20 protein-coding genes are annotated in these 17,425 nt (G+C 59.3%); 8 read left to right on the top strand and 12 right to left on the bottom strand.

Annotation, left to right across the window (positions count from 1 at the left end):
- Positions 1–89: 89 nt before the first annotated feature.
- The 4 genes from PF1751_RS08485 to PF1751_RS08470 form a co-directional block, all read right to left on the bottom strand.
- Positions 90–590: a universal stress protein gene (locus PF1751_RS08485; RefSeq protein WP_010211866.1), complete on the bottom strand. Its 501-nt coding sequence runs from the start codon at positions 588–590 to the stop codon at positions 90–92.
- Between the two features lie 70 nt (positions 591–660).
- Positions 661–1,566 (bottom strand): 5'-nucleotidase, encoded by a 906-nt coding sequence (locus PF1751_RS08480; protein WP_010211867.1) that lies wholly within the window; start codon positions 1,564–1,566, stop codon positions 661–663.
- A 15-nt stretch (positions 1,567–1,581) separates the two neighbouring features.
- A complete protein-coding gene (locus PF1751_RS08475) occupies positions 1,582–2,544 on the bottom strand; it encodes a putative 2-dehydropantoate 2-reductase (protein WP_021492248.1) in 963 nt (320 codons plus the stop codon).
- Complete coding sequence (locus tag PF1751_RS08470; protein WP_010211871.1) at positions 2,541–2,927, bottom strand: YbbN family protein; 387 nt, start codon at positions 2,925–2,927, stop codon at positions 2,541–2,543. Before PF1751_RS08470 ends, PF1751_RS08475 begins: the two co-directional genes overlap by 4 nt.
- On the opposite strand from PF1751_RS08470, the gene PF1751_RS08465 reads away from it, so the two are divergent.
- Both PF1751_RS08465 and PF1751_RS08460 read left to right on the top strand, forming a co-directional pair.
- Positions 2,926–3,360, top strand: coding sequence for a PilZ domain-containing protein (locus PF1751_RS08465; RefSeq protein ID WP_042570783.1), 435 nt, complete (start codon positions 2,926–2,928; stop codon positions 3,358–3,360). The genes PF1751_RS08470 and PF1751_RS08465 overlap by 2 nt on opposite strands.
- Before the next feature lie 130 nt (positions 3,361–3,490).
- Positions 3,491–4,567, top strand: coding sequence for a 3-deoxy-7-phosphoheptulonate synthase (locus PF1751_RS08460; protein ID WP_010211874.1), 1,077 nt, complete (start codon positions 3,491–3,493; stop codon positions 4,565–4,567).
- 63 nt (positions 4,568–4,630) lie between these two features.
- On the opposite strand, the gene PF1751_RS08455 is transcribed toward PF1751_RS08460, so the two are convergent.
- Positions 4,631–4,912, bottom strand: coding sequence for a GNAT family N-acetyltransferase (locus PF1751_RS08455; protein WP_003189869.1), 282 nt, complete (start codon positions 4,910–4,912; stop codon positions 4,631–4,633).
- A 612-nt stretch (positions 4,913–5,524) separates the two neighbouring features.
- On the opposite strand from PF1751_RS08455, the gene oprI reads away from it, so the two are divergent.
- On the top strand, positions 5,525–5,776 hold the full coding sequence (gene oprI, locus PF1751_RS08450; RefSeq protein WP_003172710.1) for an outer membrane lipoprotei OprI: 252 nt from the start codon (positions 5,525–5,527) through the stop codon (positions 5,774–5,776).
- Between the two features lie 134 nt (positions 5,777–5,910).
- Here the strand turns inward: oprI and PF1751_RS08445 are convergent, their stop codons facing one another.
- The 3 genes from PF1751_RS08445 to PF1751_RS08435 form a co-directional block, all read right to left on the bottom strand.
- Positions 5,911–6,879, bottom strand: coding sequence for a L,D-transpeptidase family protein (locus tag PF1751_RS08445; RefSeq protein WP_010211877.1), 969 nt, complete (start codon positions 6,877–6,879; stop codon positions 5,911–5,913).
- A 72-nt stretch (positions 6,880–6,951) separates the two neighbouring features.
- Positions 6,952–7,245, bottom strand: coding sequence for a hypothetical protein (locus PF1751_RS08440; RefSeq protein ID WP_010211879.1), 294 nt, complete (start codon positions 7,243–7,245; stop codon positions 6,952–6,954).
- Between the two features lie 58 nt (positions 7,246–7,303).
- The gene (locus tag PF1751_RS08435; RefSeq protein WP_010211880.1) at positions 7,304–7,909 is read right to left on the bottom strand and encodes an arylesterase; all 606 of its coding nucleotides are present in this window, start codon (positions 7,907–7,909) and stop codon (positions 7,304–7,306) included.
- A gap of 10 nt (positions 7,910–7,919) precedes the next feature.
- Here PF1751_RS08435 and PF1751_RS08430 point away from each other — a divergent pair, with 10 nt between their 5' ends.
- Positions 7,920–8,603 (top strand): ABC transporter ATP-binding protein, encoded by a 684-nt coding sequence (locus PF1751_RS08430; protein WP_005786391.1) that lies wholly within the window; start codon positions 7,920–7,922, stop codon positions 8,601–8,603.
- Entirely contained in the window at positions 8,603–11,113 is a 2,511-nt protein-coding gene (locus tag PF1751_RS08425; protein WP_010211881.1) for an ABC transporter permease, read from the top strand. Before PF1751_RS08430 ends, PF1751_RS08425 begins: the two co-directional genes overlap by 1 nt.
- Positions 11,114–11,158: 45 nt before the next feature.
- On the opposite strand, the gene greB is transcribed toward PF1751_RS08425, so the two are convergent.
- Both greB and PF1751_RS08415 read right to left on the bottom strand, forming a co-directional pair.
- Positions 11,159–11,632, bottom strand: a complete 474-nt coding sequence (greB, locus tag PF1751_RS08420) for a transcription elongation factor GreB (RefSeq protein ID WP_010211882.1) — start codon at positions 11,630–11,632, stop codon at positions 11,159–11,161.
- 113 nt (positions 11,633–11,745) lie between these two features.
- Positions 11,746–12,717: a hypothetical protein gene (locus PF1751_RS08415; protein ID WP_042570781.1), complete on the bottom strand. Its 972-nt coding sequence runs from the start codon at positions 12,715–12,717 to the stop codon at positions 11,746–11,748.
- Positions 12,718–12,936: 219 nt separating this feature from the next.
- Between PF1751_RS08415 and PF1751_RS08410 the strand changes: the two genes are divergently transcribed.
- From PF1751_RS08410 to PF1751_RS08400, 3 genes are read left to right on the top strand one after another with little or no spacing between them, the layout of a single operon-like run.
- Entirely contained in the window at positions 12,937–13,863 is a 927-nt protein-coding gene (locus tag PF1751_RS08410) for an ABC transporter ATP-binding protein (protein ID WP_044286858.1), read from the top strand.
- Positions 13,860–14,585, top strand: a complete 726-nt coding sequence (locus PF1751_RS08405) for an ABC transporter permease (RefSeq protein ID WP_044286856.1) — start codon at positions 13,860–13,862, stop codon at positions 14,583–14,585. Before PF1751_RS08410 ends, PF1751_RS08405 begins: the two co-directional genes overlap by 4 nt.
- A gap of 15 nt (positions 14,586–14,600) precedes the next feature.
- Positions 14,601–16,331 carry a Gldg family protein gene (locus PF1751_RS08400; RefSeq protein ID WP_044286855.1) on the top strand — a complete coding sequence of 577 codons (1,731 nt, stop codon included), beginning with the start codon at positions 14,601–14,603 and terminating at the stop codon, positions 16,329–16,331.
- A 4-nt stretch (positions 16,332–16,335) separates the two neighbouring features.
- Here the strand turns inward: PF1751_RS08400 and PF1751_RS08395 are convergent, their stop codons facing one another.
- Positions 16,336–16,644 (bottom strand): hypothetical protein, encoded by a 309-nt coding sequence (locus PF1751_RS08395; RefSeq protein WP_010211889.1) that lies wholly within the window; start codon positions 16,642–16,644, stop codon positions 16,336–16,338.
- A gap of 247 nt (positions 16,645–16,891) precedes the next feature.
- Positions 16,892–17,326, bottom strand: a complete 435-nt coding sequence (locus PF1751_RS08390; RefSeq protein ID WP_010211891.1) for a DoxX family protein — start codon at positions 17,324–17,326, stop codon at positions 16,892–16,894.
- Positions 17,327–17,425 lie beyond the last annotated feature (99 nt).

The raw sequence follows: 17,425 nt of genomic DNA, 5'->3' as shown, positions 1-17,425 counted from the left end.
GCAGATAGACGCCACGGGTATCAGCGACGGTATATAACTATATTAAAGGTTCGATGGATAAATCTAGAACTTTTTATCGTTCCCAACCATCACACGTCCTCACTGCGTCGACGCTGCAACGAAGGCACCAGGTAAACCGGCACCGTAGACAACTGCAGCACCCGAGCAGCCGTGCGCCCCAACGGGGTGGCCGCCGCGGTTGCATGGCTATGACTACCTACGATCAACAGGTCTACGGAAAGTTTGCGCAGTTGGTCGAGTATCACCTCACACGGGTCCCCCTGGATCACCCGTACCGAGCGAATCAACTTCAGGTCTTGCTCCCCGTCACCCAACTCCTCGCGAAAACTGTCCAGCACCCGCTGTTCGATCGTCGCCATGACCGTGGTCACCCCCTGACTTTGCCACTCACTCAGGGCCTTCTCATCAAGGTAGCTCTGTAACACCGATTCGGCGAACAGCCCGATGGGCTCGACTACGTGAATCACATACAGGTCCGCCTTGAACGTCCGCGCCAGCGCCAGCGCATGCTGCATCACATAAGGCGCATACAGACCGAGGTCCGTGGCGTACAGCATCGAACGAATCATAGAACCTCCTGGGCGGCCAGGATGGCGGAGATGAAATCAGCTTAGCAGCGCCTCGCTGACTTCGACTGACTTACAGCTTCACCTCATTACTGATGCCATGGGGCACATGCCCGGTGGCGACAAACTCCATGGCTTTCTCGCAATGCCCGGCCTGGTCATCGAAGAACACATCGGCAGCAAACGCCTCCAGGAACGCGGATTTTTCCAGGCCGCCCAGGAACAACGACTCGTCCAGGCGAATATCCCATTCACGCAAGGTGCGAATCACCCGCTCGTGTGACGGCGCCGAACGGGCAGTGACCAAGGCGGTGCGGATCGGGCAGGCCTCATCGGGAAACTCGCGCTGCAATAAGTTGAGTGCCGCCAGAAACCCTTTGAAAGGACCGCCGTGCAAAGGCTGGCGCGCCGACTCCCGCTCATTGGCCTGGAACGCCTCCAGCCCCCCGGCCTGGTACACGCGTTCCGACTCATCGGAGAACAGCACCGCGTCGCCGTCGAAGGCAATGCGCAGTTCTTCGCTGGAGGCACGGTTCGGACCGCCGGACAGAATCGTCGCCGCTGCAAACCCGGCATCGAGGGCACTGCGCACGTCTTCAGCGTGGGTTGAAAGAAACAGATGGCAACCAAACGCTGCCAGATAAGGATAAGGACTACGCCCGCCTACGAAAGCGGCGCGGGAAATATCCAGGCCGTAATGCTGGATTGAATTGAACACGCGCAGGCCAGTGTCGGCACTGTTGCGCGACACCAACACCACTTCGACCCGGGCACGGCCGAGACGGGCATTGAGGCTCAGCAGCTTCTTGACCAGCGGGAAAGCGTCACCGGGCTCGAGGATTTCCTCCTCGTGTTCGATCTGGTACTGGCGGTAAGTCTCGACCCCTTCGGCCAGGTAGACCTTGTGGCTTTCACTCAAGTCAAAGAGTGCCCGCGACGAGATCGCCAGCACCAGTTTGTCGCCCAATCCCTTTGCCATCGTGTGCCCTCGAACTCAGCGGTTATGTCGATCAATGAAACTCAAGGCTTGGTACAGCGCCTGCACCCGCGGCAGTTCGCACCCGGCAGCCTTGGCGGCAGCGAGTGGCCGGGCGTAGATCGCCGCCAGTTCCAGCGGGCGTTTGTGCACGTGATCGTGGTACATGCTCGGCAGATAGTCGTCCATGGTTTCGGTCATGGTGAACATCTGCTCGGCGTAGCTTTGCGGGATGTCATGACCACAGGCGTGGGCACCCTGTATCACTTCGGCCATCAGCGCCTGGATCAGCGCGCGACTGGACTCGTCGGCCATCATGGCCGTGGTGCCCGCGCCCAATAATACCGAGAGGCCGTTGTAGGGCACGTTCCACACCAGTTTGTGCCAACGGGCCTGATGCACGCTGGCCATGGCCTGGGACTCAATGCCAGCTTTGTGAAACAGCGCTGCGCCGGCTTCGACGATCGCCTGTTGGGCGGCACCATCATTGGCCGCCGTGCCACTGTGATAACCCAGGTTGACCCGGCCTAACGCCTGATGCTCGATCACGCCGGGGGCAGAGCGGTGCACGCCGATGTAGCACAGGCCACCCAGCAGGTGCAGCGATGCGGGCAGGTGCTGACGCAGGCTGTCTTCGACATCGAGGCCGTTTTGCAGCAGCACCACCTTGGCATCCGGCGCGGCCACCTGGGCGAGGGTCGGGGCCAGCTCGAGGTTGCCGGTCGACTTGGTGCCTACCAGCAACCAGTCGCACGGCGGCATATCGGCCGCACGGGCATACGCTTGTACCGGATGCAGGTGCAAGGGGCCATGCACCGTGCTGTTCAGATGCAGGCCGTGCTCGCTGACCGCCGCGTATTCACTGCGCAACAGGAAGTGCACATCGAAACCGGCGCGCGCCAGCATCAAGCCGTAGAAACCGCCGATGGCGCCGGTGCCGATGATGCCGATCCGCGGCGACTGGGGTGTAACTGCTGTCATGGCAATTCCTCAGGTGGACGGGTGAGTGCCTGTTTTACTGAGTCGAAAACGTCGTCACGCGTAAGACGTGTGTGTATTTGCCCCAGGAATTGACCCTCGCACACCACGAACAGCGCCGGCAAATGAAAGATCTGGTAGCGTTCGACCGCCCCACCGTTCTGCCCGGCGTCCACCCAGCACACGCGGTCCACTGGCAACGGCCAGCCCGGCAACTGTTGGCGCGCCCAACGGCAACTGGAACACCCCTGGCTCGTAAACACGACGAGCGAAATACCTGGCAATCCCAGCAATTGCTGGTCAATATCCAGGTCGGTCAATTCCAGTTCCTTCACTATACTGCTGCCACCGCCGTCAATTGGACGGTGCTCGGAGTCCGTGTACATGGGTCGTTTTGTACCTCACCCTGATGATGTCGCTGTCGAGTTAATCCAACGCCCCTCTCCTGCTATCCCCCGCCAACGCCTGCACACCAGCGGCCTGGGCGGCATCGCCTGCGATTGGCCACGTGCCTGGCGCGAAGGCACGGCGGTTGATCTGCACATCCCCTCCCTGGGCGCCAGCGCGCGTTATCCGGGCTATGTGGCGTGGTGCCGCAAGGTGGAAACCGGCTACCGCGTCGGTATCTCGTTTACCGACGAACATGCCTTGTTCGGTGCCCGCATGGGTGAGCAAGCATGCCGGATACAGCGCTATTGCCGCCAGCACGAAGATGCCGAGCCGACACCCCAGCAACTCGAAGCCCTCGCCCGCGAGTGGGTATCGCGCCATGCGGGCGAGTTCTCCCATGAGGCCTTTGTGGCGCCAGCACTGGATTAAAGCGGGCTTTGCCCATTGTCGCGGGCCCGTGTTACGCGCTAAGGTTCCTCCCCCTGCATTCAAATCATGCTGTGCTCCGCCGCACGGGGATGGCTGGCGGCCGGCACCCGTGACCCTGACGAGTAACACGATGGCTGATTTACCGATCAATGACCTAAACGTCGAATCCAACGAGACCCTGATCACACCCGATCAGCTCAAGCGCGAAATCCCCCTGAGCGACGCTGCCCTGCAGACCGTCACCAAGGGCCGCGAAGTCATCCGTGACATTCTCGACGGCACCGACCACCGCCTGTTCGTTGTCATCGGGCCTTGCTCGATCCACGACCTGAAGGCTGCCCACGAGTACGCCGAACGCCTGAAAGTACTGGCGGCGGAAGTGTCCGACACGCTGTACCTGGTGATGCGCGTCTATTTCGAAAAACCGCGCACCACCGTCGGCTGGAAAGGCTTGATCAACGACCCGTACCTGGACGACTCGTTCAAGATCCAGGACGGCTTGCACATCGGTCGTCAATTGCTGCTGGACCTGGCCGAGATGGGCCTGCCCACTGCCACCGAAGCCCTGGACCCGATCTCCCCGCAGTACCTGCAGGACCTGATCAGTTGGTCGGCCATCGGCGCACGTACCACCGAATCCCAGACTCACCGTGAAATGGCGTCCGGCCTGTCCTCGGCCGTGGGCTTCAAGAACGGCACCGATGGCGGTCTGACCGTGGCGATCAACGCGCTGCAATCGGTCTCCAGCCCACACCGCTTCCTGGGTATCAACCAGGAAGGTGGCGTGTCCATCGTCACCACCAAGGGCAACGCCTACGGTCACGTGGTATTGCGTGGCGGCAACGGCAAGCCCAACTATGATTCGGTCAGCGTTGCGCTGTGCGAGCAGGCGTTGAACAAGGCGAAGATCAAGCCGAACATCATGGTCGACTGCAGCCACGCCAACTCCAACAAGGACCCGGCTCTGCAGCCGTTGGTGATGGAAAACGTTGCCAACCAGATCCTGGAAGGCAACCAGTCGATCATCGGCCTGATGGTCGAGAGCCACCTGAACTGGGGTTGCCAGGCGATTCCAAAAGACCTGGCCGACTTGCAGTACGGCGTGTCGATCACCGATGCCTGCATCGACTGGTCCGCCACCGAAAACACCCTGCGCAGCATGCACGCCAAGCTCAAGGACGTATTGCCTAAGCGCAAACGCACCTGATTTAAACTGCGCACACAAAAACGCCGGGCTCAGCCCGGCGTTTTTCATTGCATTGTCTATGTCTTACAGCTTGGCGGCATGGCGCTGGTGGCGCTCCATGTAGCGTTCGACGTAGGAGCAGGACGGGATCACCGTGTAACCGGCCTCTTCGGCGAACTTCAAGGCTTCCTCGGTCAATGCCGCCGCAATCCCACGGCCCCGCAGTGCGTTGGGCACGAAGGTCCGATAGATGTCCAGGGTCTGTTTGCCGAGGTCCATATAGGTCAGATAGGCACGATGACCGTCCACATTGGTCTCGAACTGATGACCAGCCTGGTCATGGTGGATGGACAACGCCTCGCTCATCACTACTCCTCGCGGGTCTTGGTTTCTGACCCCTACCTTACCGATGTTTTTCCGGCGAAGGAACATCTACGCCACCCCGTGCCGGTTTCGACAACGAGAAAACCCTGAGCGCTTACAACCAGCACGTAGGGAATAGTAGGCACCAATCCTGAAATTGCTCAAGGCGCACTCGTCATCCGCTGCCGCTGGTGGATATAGAAAGGGCTCCGATCAACCTGGGATCGAAAGCCTGAACATTGCCGGCACTTGAACCTTAAGACGAACAGGCGCTCTTAAAGTCACCTCTACATGCGTAAAAGATGCAGGACAACGCAAAGCCATGCTGAACGGAAGTATCAGCGTGGATATATAAAATTTCATCTGTTTGCAAGGCTTAACACATGCGGGCCGGCCCTTTCAGCCTGGATCCAATTTTTGCCTGTTCGAAAAAATTGGACGGTTTTTATACAAACCTCCAAAAGATTAGCCAAAATAGATTCGGCGCGAGAATTTTTTTTGCTTCTTGCGCTACGTCAGTTTACTTACTACAAGTAATGGGTAGTATGTACGCCGGCTATTAGCTCACTCTGGGCGAACTAGCTATCTAATAGAAAGTCCTTGAAGGGGAACACGATGAACAACGTTCTGAAATTCTCTGCTCTGGCTCTGGCCGCAGTTCTGGCTACCGGTTGCAGCAGCGTCTCCAAAGAAACCGAAGCTCGTCTGACTGCAACTGAAGACGCAGCAGCTCGCTCCCAGGCCCGTGCAGACGAAGCCTACCGTAAAGCTGATGAAGCTCTGGCTGCTGCTCAAAAAGCACAACAGACTGCTGACGAAGCTAACGAGCGCGCTCTGCGTATGCTTGAAAAAGCTAGCCGCAAGTAATAATCCCTCGGGGTTGTTATCAAGCCGATCCATTTATGGGTCGGCTTTTTTATTGCCTGGGGTGTGTACCTCAATCTCGGGCAATAAAAAGCCCGCCCCGGCGCAAGACCGTGGCGGGCTTATGATCGAGCGACTTATTGCTGCAGGTCGATCGGCGCGCTCACGGCGACCGAGGCCGCGCCAGGCTCGCCGATCTCCGTCGGCAAACCATCTTCCGCCGCGACCACGTCGCGCACCTGGTCCCAGTTCACCCGCAATTGATTGGCCAAGTCTTCACGCTTGAGCAAGGCGTTGATGACAGCGGTGTGTTTATCGACCACCGACGGCGTCCCGTCATCATTCAACGGCGTATGTGCTTCCAGGTAGACCTTGCCACCACTGCGACCGAATTTATAGGCATCGTTGATGATGCGCACCGACGTCCCCACCGGCACCATGCCCGCCATCTCCAACACGTTGTTGTTGAACATACGGAAGCAGCCGTGACTTGTACGCGTGCCGATACCAAATTTCATGTTGGAACCGTGGATCAGGTAACCCGGCGTGCCCAGGGTGAACTTGAACGGGCCCAGCGGATTGTCCGGGCCGGCCGGCACCACGTTGGGCAGCGGGTCACCATTGGCGGCGTGCTCGGCCTTGATCGACGCGGGCGGCGTCCAGGTCGGGTTGGGTGTCTTGGCGATGATGCTGGTGTGGGCAATAGGAGAACCCCAGCCTTCACGACCGATCCCCAACGGGAACGTGTAGACCACGTTCTGGCCCTTGGGGAAGTAGTAGAGTCGGTATTCCGCCAGATTGATCACGATGCCTTCGCGCGGGCCCGGCGGCAGGATGAAGCGCGTCGGCAGCACGATCTCGGTGCCCGCGCCCGGCAACCATGCATCCACGCCGGGGTTGGCGGCGACCATCTCCGAGTAACCCAGGTCATAGGTGGTGCCCAGGTCGGCAAAGGTGTCTTCGTACTTGGCCTTGATCACCTGGACCTGGCCGACGATGTCTTCACCCGGCGGTGGCAAGGGCAACTGCAGGGCTGACGCAGAACCGGCCGCACAGAGTGCAGCGAGAGACAGGCAGCAGGTGACGACGGAAAGGCGCGACAACATCCGGTAAATCCTTCGCAGACGACGGGTAGGTAAACATCGATTGTATACGTGAAGCGCGCTTCTAGCTGCCCCCTACAACTCGAAACGCAGCTCCGGCCAGATCGGCGGCGTACCCCGCTTCTGGGACTCCAGGATCGCACGGCACAAAGGGCACAGGCGCTGGTCCTGGAAAATCGAACGATCCACCCGCGACCAGCGCGGTTGCGCAGGCAAGAGCGTGCCGCAGAGTGTGCGATCGATGGAGCCCCCCAGCTCAAGTTGACGCGCCACCAGATGCACCCGCACTTCCTGACAGGCGAACAGGTCCAGCTGCTCGTCCGGCTCGATCAGTTGGTAGTTAAACAGGGACCAGGCAGGACGCGACATCGGGGGCTCCAAATCGGGGGGGCGCCACCTTAGCCGAAAGCCTGCCGGTAGAAAAGCGTCATAACAGCGGTTTTAGCGTCGGCCAGACATTTTCCAGCAACTTATTCTGGGCGCCGACCGCCGGGTGAAGTTGATCGGCCTGCATCAGCTCCGGATGCCCGCCCACGCCGTCGAGGAAAAACGGCACCAGCGGGACGTTTTTTTGCTTGGCCAACGCACCATAGACCTCGGCAAATGCGGTGGTGTATCGCGGGCCATAGTTGGGTGGCAGTTGCATCCCCAACAACAGCACCTTGGCCCCGCCGGCCTTGGACTGATCAATCATCGACGCAAGATTTTGTTGCAATTGCGCGGGTGGCTGGCCGCGCAAGCCATCGTTGCCACCCAACTCGATCACCACCACGTCCGGCTTATGCTCTGCAAGCGCCGCCGGCAGCCGCGCCAGGCCTCCGGCGCTGGTATCCCCGCTGATGGAAGCATTGACCACTTTATCGTCGAAACCTTCCTGTTTGAGCCGTTGTTGCAGCAGGGCAACCCACCCTTTGCTGGTATCCAGGCCGAAACCGGCACTGATACTATCGCCAACGATCAGGACTGTACCCGCCGCTGCGTTCTGGGCCATGCACATCAAGGCCAGGCCAGCACTCAAAAACCACATTCGCATCGGATTCTCCATGGGCGCAAGCATTCTCACCGCGCGGAACCTTAGCAAAGTGGTTCCCAGCGCGGAAGGTGAACTGACTATCCTGCACGAACTGAGCCTGGAACTGAACAAGGGCGATAGCCTGGCTATCGTCGGCAGCTCCGGCTCCGGCAAATCCACCCTCCTCGGCCTGCTGGCCGGCCTGGACCTGCCCAGCAGCGGCGAAGTCACCCTCGCCGGGCAAGCCCTCAGCACCCTCGACGAAGACCAGCGCGCACGCATCCGTGCCGAGCACGTGGGCTTCGTGTTCCAGTCGTTCCAACTGCTCGACAGCCTCAACGCGCTGGAAAACGTCATGCTGCCGCTGGAACTGGACGGCCGCAAAGACGCCCGAGAACGCGCCCGACACTTGCTTGAGCGTGTCGGACTGGGCCAACGCCTGACCCACTCGCCGCGCCAACTTTCCGGTGGCGAGCAACAACGGGTGGCGATTGCCCGCGCCTTTGCCGCAGAACCGGACGTGCTGTTTGCCGATGAACCCACCGGCAACCTCGACAGCCACACCGGCGAGCGCATCAGCGACCTGCTGTTCGAACTCAACAAAGAGAGCGGCACGACCCTGGTGCTGGTCACCCACGACGAGCGTCTGGCCCACCGTTGCCGACGCCTGATCCGCCTTGAAGCCGGCCTGATGGTCGCGCCCCTGGAGCCTTGATGGCACGTTTGCCGCTGTTGCGCCTGTTCAGCCTTGCCATGCGCCAATTGCTGCGCGACGCCCGCGCCGGCGAATTGCGCGTGTTGTTCTTCGCCCTGCTGGTGGCCGTGGCAGCCAGCACCGCCATCGGTTACTTCGGTGCGCGTCTCAATGGCGCCATGTTGTTGCGCGCCACCGAGTTCCTCGGCGCCGACCTGGTACTGGAAGGCAGCTCGCCCGCACGACCGGAGCAAATCCGCTCAGGCACCGAACTGGGCCTGGATCACGCCCGCATCGTGGAATTTTCCAGCGTCATTGCCACCGATAACGGCATCCAGCTCTCCAGCATCAAGGCAGTCAACGAGCAGTACCCGTTGCGCGGTGAACTGAAAAGCGCGGCGGCCCCCTTTGGCGCTGAAACCCCAGGCGGCGGACCAAAACCCGGTGAAGCCTGGGTGGAAGCGCGCCTGCTGACCGCGCTGGACCTCAAGGTTGGCGACAGCATCGATGTGGGTATGAAGACGCTGCGCCTGGCCCGCGTGCTGACCTACGAGCCGGACCGCGCCGGCAACTTCTACAGCCTGACGCCAAGGGTGATGATCAACCTGGCAGACCTGGACGCCACCGGTGTGGTGCAGCCCGGCAGCCGCGTGAGTTATCGCGAATTGTGGCGCGGCCCACAGGGCAGCACCGTGCTGCAGACCTATCGAGACCTGGTCAAGCCAGGCCTCGCCGCCAACCAACGCTTGCAGGACTCCCGGGACGGCAACCAGCAGATCGGCGGCGCCCTGGGCAAGGCCGAGCGCTACCTGAACATGGCCAGCCTGGTGGCCGTGCTGTTGGCCGGTGTGGCCGTGGCGCTGTCGGCCAACCGCTTCGCAACCCGACGTTTTGACGCCAGTGCGTTGCTGCGCTGCCTGGGATTATCGCGACGCGAAGCCATGTTGCTGTTCAGCCTGCAATTGAGCGTACTGGGATTGCTGGCGAGCCTCACCGGCGCCGTGCTCGGCTGGCTGGCGCAGTTTGGCCTGTTCTATTTCCTCCACGACCTGCTGCCGGCGGACGTGCCACCCGGTGGGCTGCTGCCGGCGATCGCCGGGATCGGTACAGGGCTGGTCGCCCTCGCCGGTTTCGCCCTACCGCCCCTGGCCGCACTGGGTCGTGTGCCACCGCTGCGGGTATTGCGTCGCGACATGCTGCCGATTCCTTCCAGTACCTGGATGGTCTATGGCGCGGCGCTGTTTGCCTTGGGCCTGATCATGTGGCGCCTGAGCCTCGACCTGGTGCTGACCTTCGCCCTGCTGGGCGGCGGCGTGGTCGCTGCGCTGATACTCGGCGGCTTGCTCCTGCTGCTGTTGCAAAGCCTGCGTCGCCTGCTGGCCCGCGCGTCACTGCCTTGGCGCCTGGGCCTGGGCCAACTGTTGCGTCACCCACTGGCGGCGGCGGGTCAATCCCTGGCCTTCGGCTTGATCCTGCTGTCCATGGGCTTGATCGCCCTGTTGCGCGGCGAGTTGCTCGACACCTGGCAAAACCAGTTGCCCAAGGATGCGCCCAACTATTTCGCCTTGAATATCCTGCCAGCCGACAAGGACGCCTTTGGCGCCCGCCTGCTGGAACTGCAAGCGCAATCCGCACCGCTGTATCCGGTGGTGCCGGGACGTTTGATCAGTATTAACGGCGAACCCGTACAGGAAATCGTCAGCAAGGACTCCAGCGGTGATCGCGCGGTGCAACGCGACCTGAGCCTCACCTGGGCCGCCGAACTGCCGCCGGGCAACGCCCTGACCGCGGGCTCGTGGTGGTCACAACAACCCACCGATGAAGTCCCTGGCGTCTCTGTCGAAGCCAAGGTGGCGGAAAGCCTCAAGCTCAAGCTCGACGACCACCTGGTGTTCACGGTCGGCGGTGAAAATCGTGAAGCGCGGGTAACGAGCCTGCGGACCATCAACTGGGACAACTTCCAGCCCAACTTCTTCATGATCTTCCAACCGGGCACCTTGAAGGATCTGCCGACCACCTACCTGACCAGCTTCTACCTGGCGCCAGGGCATGACCAGCAGATCGTCGACCTGTCGCGGGCATTCCCGGCGGTGACCATCTTGCAGGTTGAGGCGCTGCTGGAGCAGTTGCGCAGCATCCTTGCGCAAGTGACCCTTGCGGTGGAATACGTGCTGCTGTTTGTGTTGGCGGCGGGGATGGCGGTGCTGTTCTCCGGCCTGCAAGCCACCTTGGATGAGCGCATCCGACAAGGGGCACTGCTGCGCGCACTGGGCGCCGAGCGCAAGCTATTGGTCAAGGCCAGGCGCATCGAGTTCGGTTTGCTGGGTGCCGTGAGTGGCCTGCTCGCAGCGCTCGGGACCGAGTTGGTGACCTTTGTGTTGTATCGCTATGCGTTTGACCTGGCCTGGCAGCCTCATCCGTGGCTGTTGCTGCTGCCGGTGATCGGTGCCGTACTGATCGGTGGTGCAGGTGTGTTTGGCACTCGTCGTGCGCTCAATGCCAGCCCACTGACCGTGCTACGCGAAGGCTGAAACGCAGTCGGCCCGCGTTCATTACTGAATGCGGGCCGACTTCGCTCACTTCACATATTCGATGCGGGTGATCCACCAGCACACTTCTCCGCTCGGGGTCTGCACGATAGCCTCATCGTCTACCTGCTTGCGCAACAACGCACGCGCCATGGGTGAATCGATGGAGATGTAGTCCATTCGATCATAAATCTCGTCATAGCCGACAATGCGAAAACGCTTGGTCTCACCCTGCTCGTTTTCGATGTCTACCCAAGCACCGAAGAACACCTTGCCCTCTTGCTCGGGCATGTACTCCACCACACGCATGTCTTCCAGGCGCTTGCGCAGGTAGCGCACGCGACGGTCGATCTCACGCAGCAGCTTCTTGTTGTACTGGTAATCGGCGTTTTCGCTGCGATCTCCCAGCGAGGCCGCCCAGGTCACTTTGCGCGTGGTGTCCGGGCGCTTTTCGCGCCACAGGTAATCCAGCTCCTTCTTCAGCGCTTCATGACCTTCTTTGGTAATCAGCTTGGTACTCAAACGCTTGCATCCCGAGGCAATGTCCATAGGTGCCGATCCGCCTGTGCTCAAAGCCCAGGCGCCGGCTGGCTGGCGTTGATGATAAATGAACCGGCGAAAGTAGCCAGGCCAGTCTAGCCATCCAACGCCTGATCCAGCTCAAGCAGTACTCCCCGCAAACTCTGTCGCAAGCCCGATACCTGCGACGTCATCACCTTCAGGGCTTCGGTCCTCTGGCTGACGGCAAGCGAATGATCATGCAATTGAGTGGTGCGTTGTTCCAACTCTCGAACCTTCTGATCCAATTGTTCCTGCTCCTGCTGCAATCGCGCCTGCCATTGCTCAAGTGCCGATTCCCGTTCGATGGCTGCCAACTTTTGCTGAGTCAGCTCTTGAGCAACGCGGGCCAGATTGGTCAATGTGCTGTCCACTTCGAACAGCGTACTGGGGTCTTCGGGCGGTGGGCGTTTCGGTGGTTCCAACCCATCGGCCGGTGAGGCCGGCGCCATCATTGAGGGAGCCTCGACAGGTAGCTGTCGGCTTTCCTCAACGGACTGTTGATGCACAGGTGCCCGGACGGGCTCGGAAGGGGTCATCGCTTTGGGAGATGAACTCATTTGCGACGAGAAACGAATGGATGGCACGATCACTGAAGCGCTTTCGATCGCCGGCAGCGTCGGCGCAGACATGCCCAGGGTGATCACCTTCATCACCAGCGCCTTCTTGATGATCACCGAATGATGGTCCTCGGGCCTGGCAGGCGGCAGCTTGCAGCCTTTCAAATCAACAAAATGATAGGGCACCTGGGTTTCCGTAACCCCGCCCGCCTTCATTCCCGAAGCGGCCAACGTCAGAATTTGCTTAAACACATGTAATGCCAACTGCAGATCTTCCCTGGACTCAACCGCGCCCAGGAAGTAGCGATCAACTTTCTTACGTAACACGGCGATATAAACCCTGGAACTTTCCGGCTCTACTTCCTCATCCATACTGTAGACAAGAAAGTTAGAGGCCGTCTGACCTACGGCAAACCCACAGAGCAGTGCACCGTTAACTGGAGCATCTTGACCGTTGCGCTCAAGAACAAGGGTACGTAGCAACATCATGGCATTCAGGCCTCATTGTGCAGGGCAGAAGTTTATCTAAACAATAAATAAACATTCAAAAATTGGACATTCCGAAACCTAGCACATTGTTTCAGCGGCCTGTCTAACCGGCGCGTAGGACTTCTCTTAATAAGCGTTATCGACATTCCCAAAAGTGGCCATTACCCGTACCCTTTTTTCACGCCCCTTACGTCATGCCAAACTTTTTCGGTAAAAAAAATGATCGAAATAAGCAACCTGACAAAACACACGGGTAACACAACCATACTCAGCGACCTTTCATTCAGCGCCACTCAACAAGAATGCCTGGGATTATTCGGGCAGGATCATACGGCGAAAACTACCCTGCTCGACCTATTAGCAGGTTCAACGCAGCCGTCCAGCGGTCATATAAAAATCCAGGGGTTCGATATACAAACCCACGCACTTAAAGCAAAACAACGCGTTGGCTATCAACTGTCCATGGACCTTGGCCATCCAACGATGTCCGTCAGCGCGTTCCTTAAATTCATCGCGGCCGTTCGCGGCCTCCACGGCGCAGACAAACGCGCGCGGCTGGAACAGGCGGTAGCGCGACTGGATCTGTTTGCGGTGCTCAATGCCCCCCTCGATGCGCTCTCCATCGGCTGGAAACGCAAAGTCGCCATCGCCCAGGCCATCCTGCACAGCCCTGCCCTACTCCTGCTGGATGAACCAACCGAAGGGCTCGCGCCTGATCAGAAGCATTCATTCAGGGGGCTTATCCAGTCATTGACGCAAGAAATGACAGTGATCATCGCCTCTCGTCATTGCGATGAACTGTCCGAGTTCTGCACACGTGCACTTGTCATCGCGGGTGGTCGCCTGGTCGCCGACACCCCACTGCCTGATCTACAACGCGACTCGCGTCATTTCCAGGCCGTCACCTTGGCCGCGGACACCCCACTGGACCTGCTGGCGCTGGCCGTACTGCCCGGCGTGGCTGGCATCGAAGAGCATCGACATGCACCCGGCACGGTGACCGTTCTCGCCATGCCGGGGCACACCATCTATCCCCATATCAACACGCTGATTGCCAGTCGCCGCTGGAAAATCAACTCATTGAGCCTGGAACCAGGTCGCTTGAATGATGTGGTCCACCACCTGAGCCAGGAGGCGCCCCGTTGAAATTATTACCGATCATTTTAAGGCGCCAGCTCGCCAGTTATGCCTGCACACCCAGTACTTACCTGCACATTGCCGTCTTCCTGATACTGTCAGTGACATTGGGAAGATACGTAAGCCCGTGGCCAGAACAGAACAGCAGTGACTTGCAGGTTTTCTTCCAGTTTCACCCCTGGTTGTACTTGTTACTGACGCCTGCCTTGGCCACGCAACTCTGGGCGGATGAATCCAGTGCAGGTTTTCTCGGGCTGATGAAAACCATGCCCATCACAACCTATGAATGGGTGATCGGAAAATTCCTCGCCGCCTGGCTCGTAGCAGGCACAGCCCTGTTACTGATGTTTCCTCTGGTCATCATCGCCAACTACTTGGGCAAGCCCGACAACAGCGTTATTGCTTCGCAATGGGTCGTTAGTTGGTTACTCGCGGGCAGTTACTTGTCGGTGGGTTGTTTTATTTGTGCATTTGTACGCCAACGCACCGTCGTTTTCGGATTGACCCTGGGCCTGCTTCTGACAGCCAGCGGGCTTTCTGCCATCTTGGATGCGCTTGAACATCAAGCCCCTATCGCGCTGATTGACAGCTTGGCAGCACTTAGCCCTACGTTGCGATTCAGCAACATCGATGATGGGAAACTCACACTTCGGGACACGCTTTACTTCATCAGTATGATTCTCGCCTTTCTCACTGCGACGACTGTCACCCTCAACTACAAACACAGCTGAGAAGGGAAACTCTTAATGCGGTCCTCGCTGCGCAACAGCATGACACTCACCGTCACCCTCCTGCTTTTCCTGGCGTTCAATCTGGTTTGGGTAGGCAAACTGCCTGATCTACGGTGGGACCTTTCCGAGCAAAAAATCCACACTTTAGCGCCTGCCGTAAAACAGCTGCTGACTGCACTGGAAGACCCGGTGGACTTGTATTATTTCAACTCCAACAACAACCTGAAAAGAAGCTACGCGCTACAACGCTACAGCAAGCGCATTGAAGACCTGCTCAAGGAATATGAGGAAACGGCCAATGGCATGATCAACCTGCACCTTATTGAACCGGCCCCTTTTTCGGAGGACGCCTACAAAGCCCGACTGTCAGGACTTGACGACAATGCGGGTTTTCTCGGCCTCATCGGCACCCGTGTCGGTCACGGTGTGCGGCGCATCGGCGCCTTCAGCCTCGACCAAGAGCCTTTGCTTGAGTATGAAATCGGCCATCTGCTTTATAAATTGCAGCACCCGGAGCGCCCGGTCGTTGCGTTACTGTCGGGGCTGGCGATGGACGAATCTGCGAGCCGGCTGTTGCAGGAACTGCGGCAGGCGTTCGACCTGGTCAACCTGGAGCCGAGTGCCGCATCCGTCCCCCAGCCGATCAAAACGCTGCTGGTCGTGCACCCACAGGCGTTGTCTGAGCGAGCCCTGTATGCAATAGAACAATTTGTCTTGAGGGGCGGCAGATTGATGATGTTTATCGACCCGTTGACTGAACAACGTTCAAACCTTCCCCCCGAAAACACTCGACTGAACGAGTTGCTGGCGGCCTGGGGTATCCAGATGCCGACGAACAAGCTGGTGGTCGACGACCTCTACACGCCACGGGAAACCCCGGGCGCGCCCAATCAGGTGCGATTGAACCTGCCCCGCCAGGCGATGAACACAAATGACATCAGTACCTGGAACCTCAATAGGGTGACGGTATCGAGCAGTGGCGCCCTCTCCCAACTGGGCAAGAGCCGCACGACCTTCACCCCGATCCTACAAAGTTCCGAACAGTCTGTCCTGTTGGATGCCAATAGCCTCACGAGCGCAGCCAAGATCGACGCATTGATGGAAGAGGCGTCGAATCAGGAACGATCTCATGTGATTGCTGCGCGTATCGAGGGGCCGAGCTATTCGGTGTTTCCCGATGGCATCAACGGGCTGCCGCCCGGTTTGCAAAAAGCGGCCAATATTCATGTCGTGGTGGTTGCTGACACGGACATGCTCATGGACAAGGTCAACAACTCCGCGCCGGACGGCAACGCGCTGTTTGTCTTGAATACGCTGGACAACCTGTCCGCCCCCGACACACTCGCCGCCATTCGCCCGCGCGTGGCGCAGGAACGTTCGTCAAACCGGCTGGAAGCTATGCGCAAAGTCGCGAAGCAGGCCTATCGCGTGAAAGCCGGCGAACTGGAGCGGCGTCTGCAACGCACGGAACAAGAATGGCAACGGCTCAGCCCGTGGACAACCGCCCTCGGCACCCAGGCAGTGGATACCACCACGCGGTTGCAGGCGCTCAACAAGGAGCGTCTGCGCCTGCCCATGGAGCTGCATGCCCTGGAGCTCGAAGCTTATGCCCAGGTACGCCATATGGAGTGGGCTATAAAACTGGTCGTGACCTTTGCGATACCCCTGACGTTATGCCTGATCGCCTGGATGGTCTTTCTGGGCCAACGCCGTCGTCGGCTCAAAGCCGGCAGTATGATTCACTGAACGCTCAACGACGGGCGATCAGCCCTTGCCGAGCAATGCGGGTCAACTGACGGATGACCTCATCGGCGTCGCTTGCACTTGGCGCCTGGATAACGGCAAGGTCGAAACTGTTGCTGGCAAACCGCGCAAGGGAATCGCCATCTTCGACAAACTGGATCAGGAACGCGGAAGGTCGGCCCGTACGACGCGGCCAGCCGTCCAGGTAACGCAACAGCGTCGGCTGGTGCTTGCCGCCCAGGAGGATTTTAGGATTGCGTTGAGTGAGGTCCGCAGTGATCGGAGCCAGGCGTATCAGGGGGCGTAGTGCATTCATCGTGTCGTGTCTCTGCCTCAAAAGTCTGCGGGCAGGTGAGAGGCAACACCGAACCAGCGCTTTAGCGGAATTTCGAAGCATGGAGCATGCTTCTGTCGGGACCGATAACGATCACCCATGGCGCCCCGCAATTAGCTGTTTAAATCGGCGCATGAGCGGCATCCTAGAGAAGCCGGAGGGGCGGTGTCAAGAATCCAGATCAGCAAAAAGCCCGCACATGGCGGGCCTCTTGAAGGTTCTACGGGGATCAGTTGGCGATGGCGCGATCCGCAGACAGCTTTCCGGCGCCTTCCAGCAGCACCGCCAGCGAACCACCGAGCAAGGCCAGCGCGAACTCATAACCGTTGTTGGCCATGAACAGGCCGTTATGGATATGCACCGAGAAGATCGCCACCAGCGACAGGATGGTCAGGCCCAGTGCCGCAGGGCGAGCCAGCAGGCCGATAATCAACGCCAGGCCAGCAAAGAACTCGGTGCCGCCCGACAACAGCGCCATCAGAGTACCCGGCGCCAGGCCGATGCTTTCCATCCACTGGGCTGTACCGGCCAGACCGTAGCCGCCAAACCAGCCGAAGAGTTTCTGCGAACCGTGGGCGGCAAAAATGATGCCGACGACAATGCGCAAAATGGTCAGGCCGTAACCGGCGCGGGTGGCCAGGATGCTGTTGATCAGTGGGCTCATGGTGATAATCCTTTTCTAAGTAGGGGGTGGTTGGCCGCTATATTAATCAGTTTAGGCAATGATAAAAGCCGAAAAAATGCCTGATTAATATCGATTAAA

The organism is Pseudomonas simiae, assembly GCF_000934565.1.
Classification (GTDB): domain Bacteria; phylum Pseudomonadota; class Gammaproteobacteria; order Pseudomonadales; family Pseudomonadaceae; genus Aquipseudomonas; species Aquipseudomonas simiae.
The sequence above is the reverse complement of the archived record's forward strand: the minus strand, read 5'-3'. Positions and strand labels throughout refer to the sequence as shown.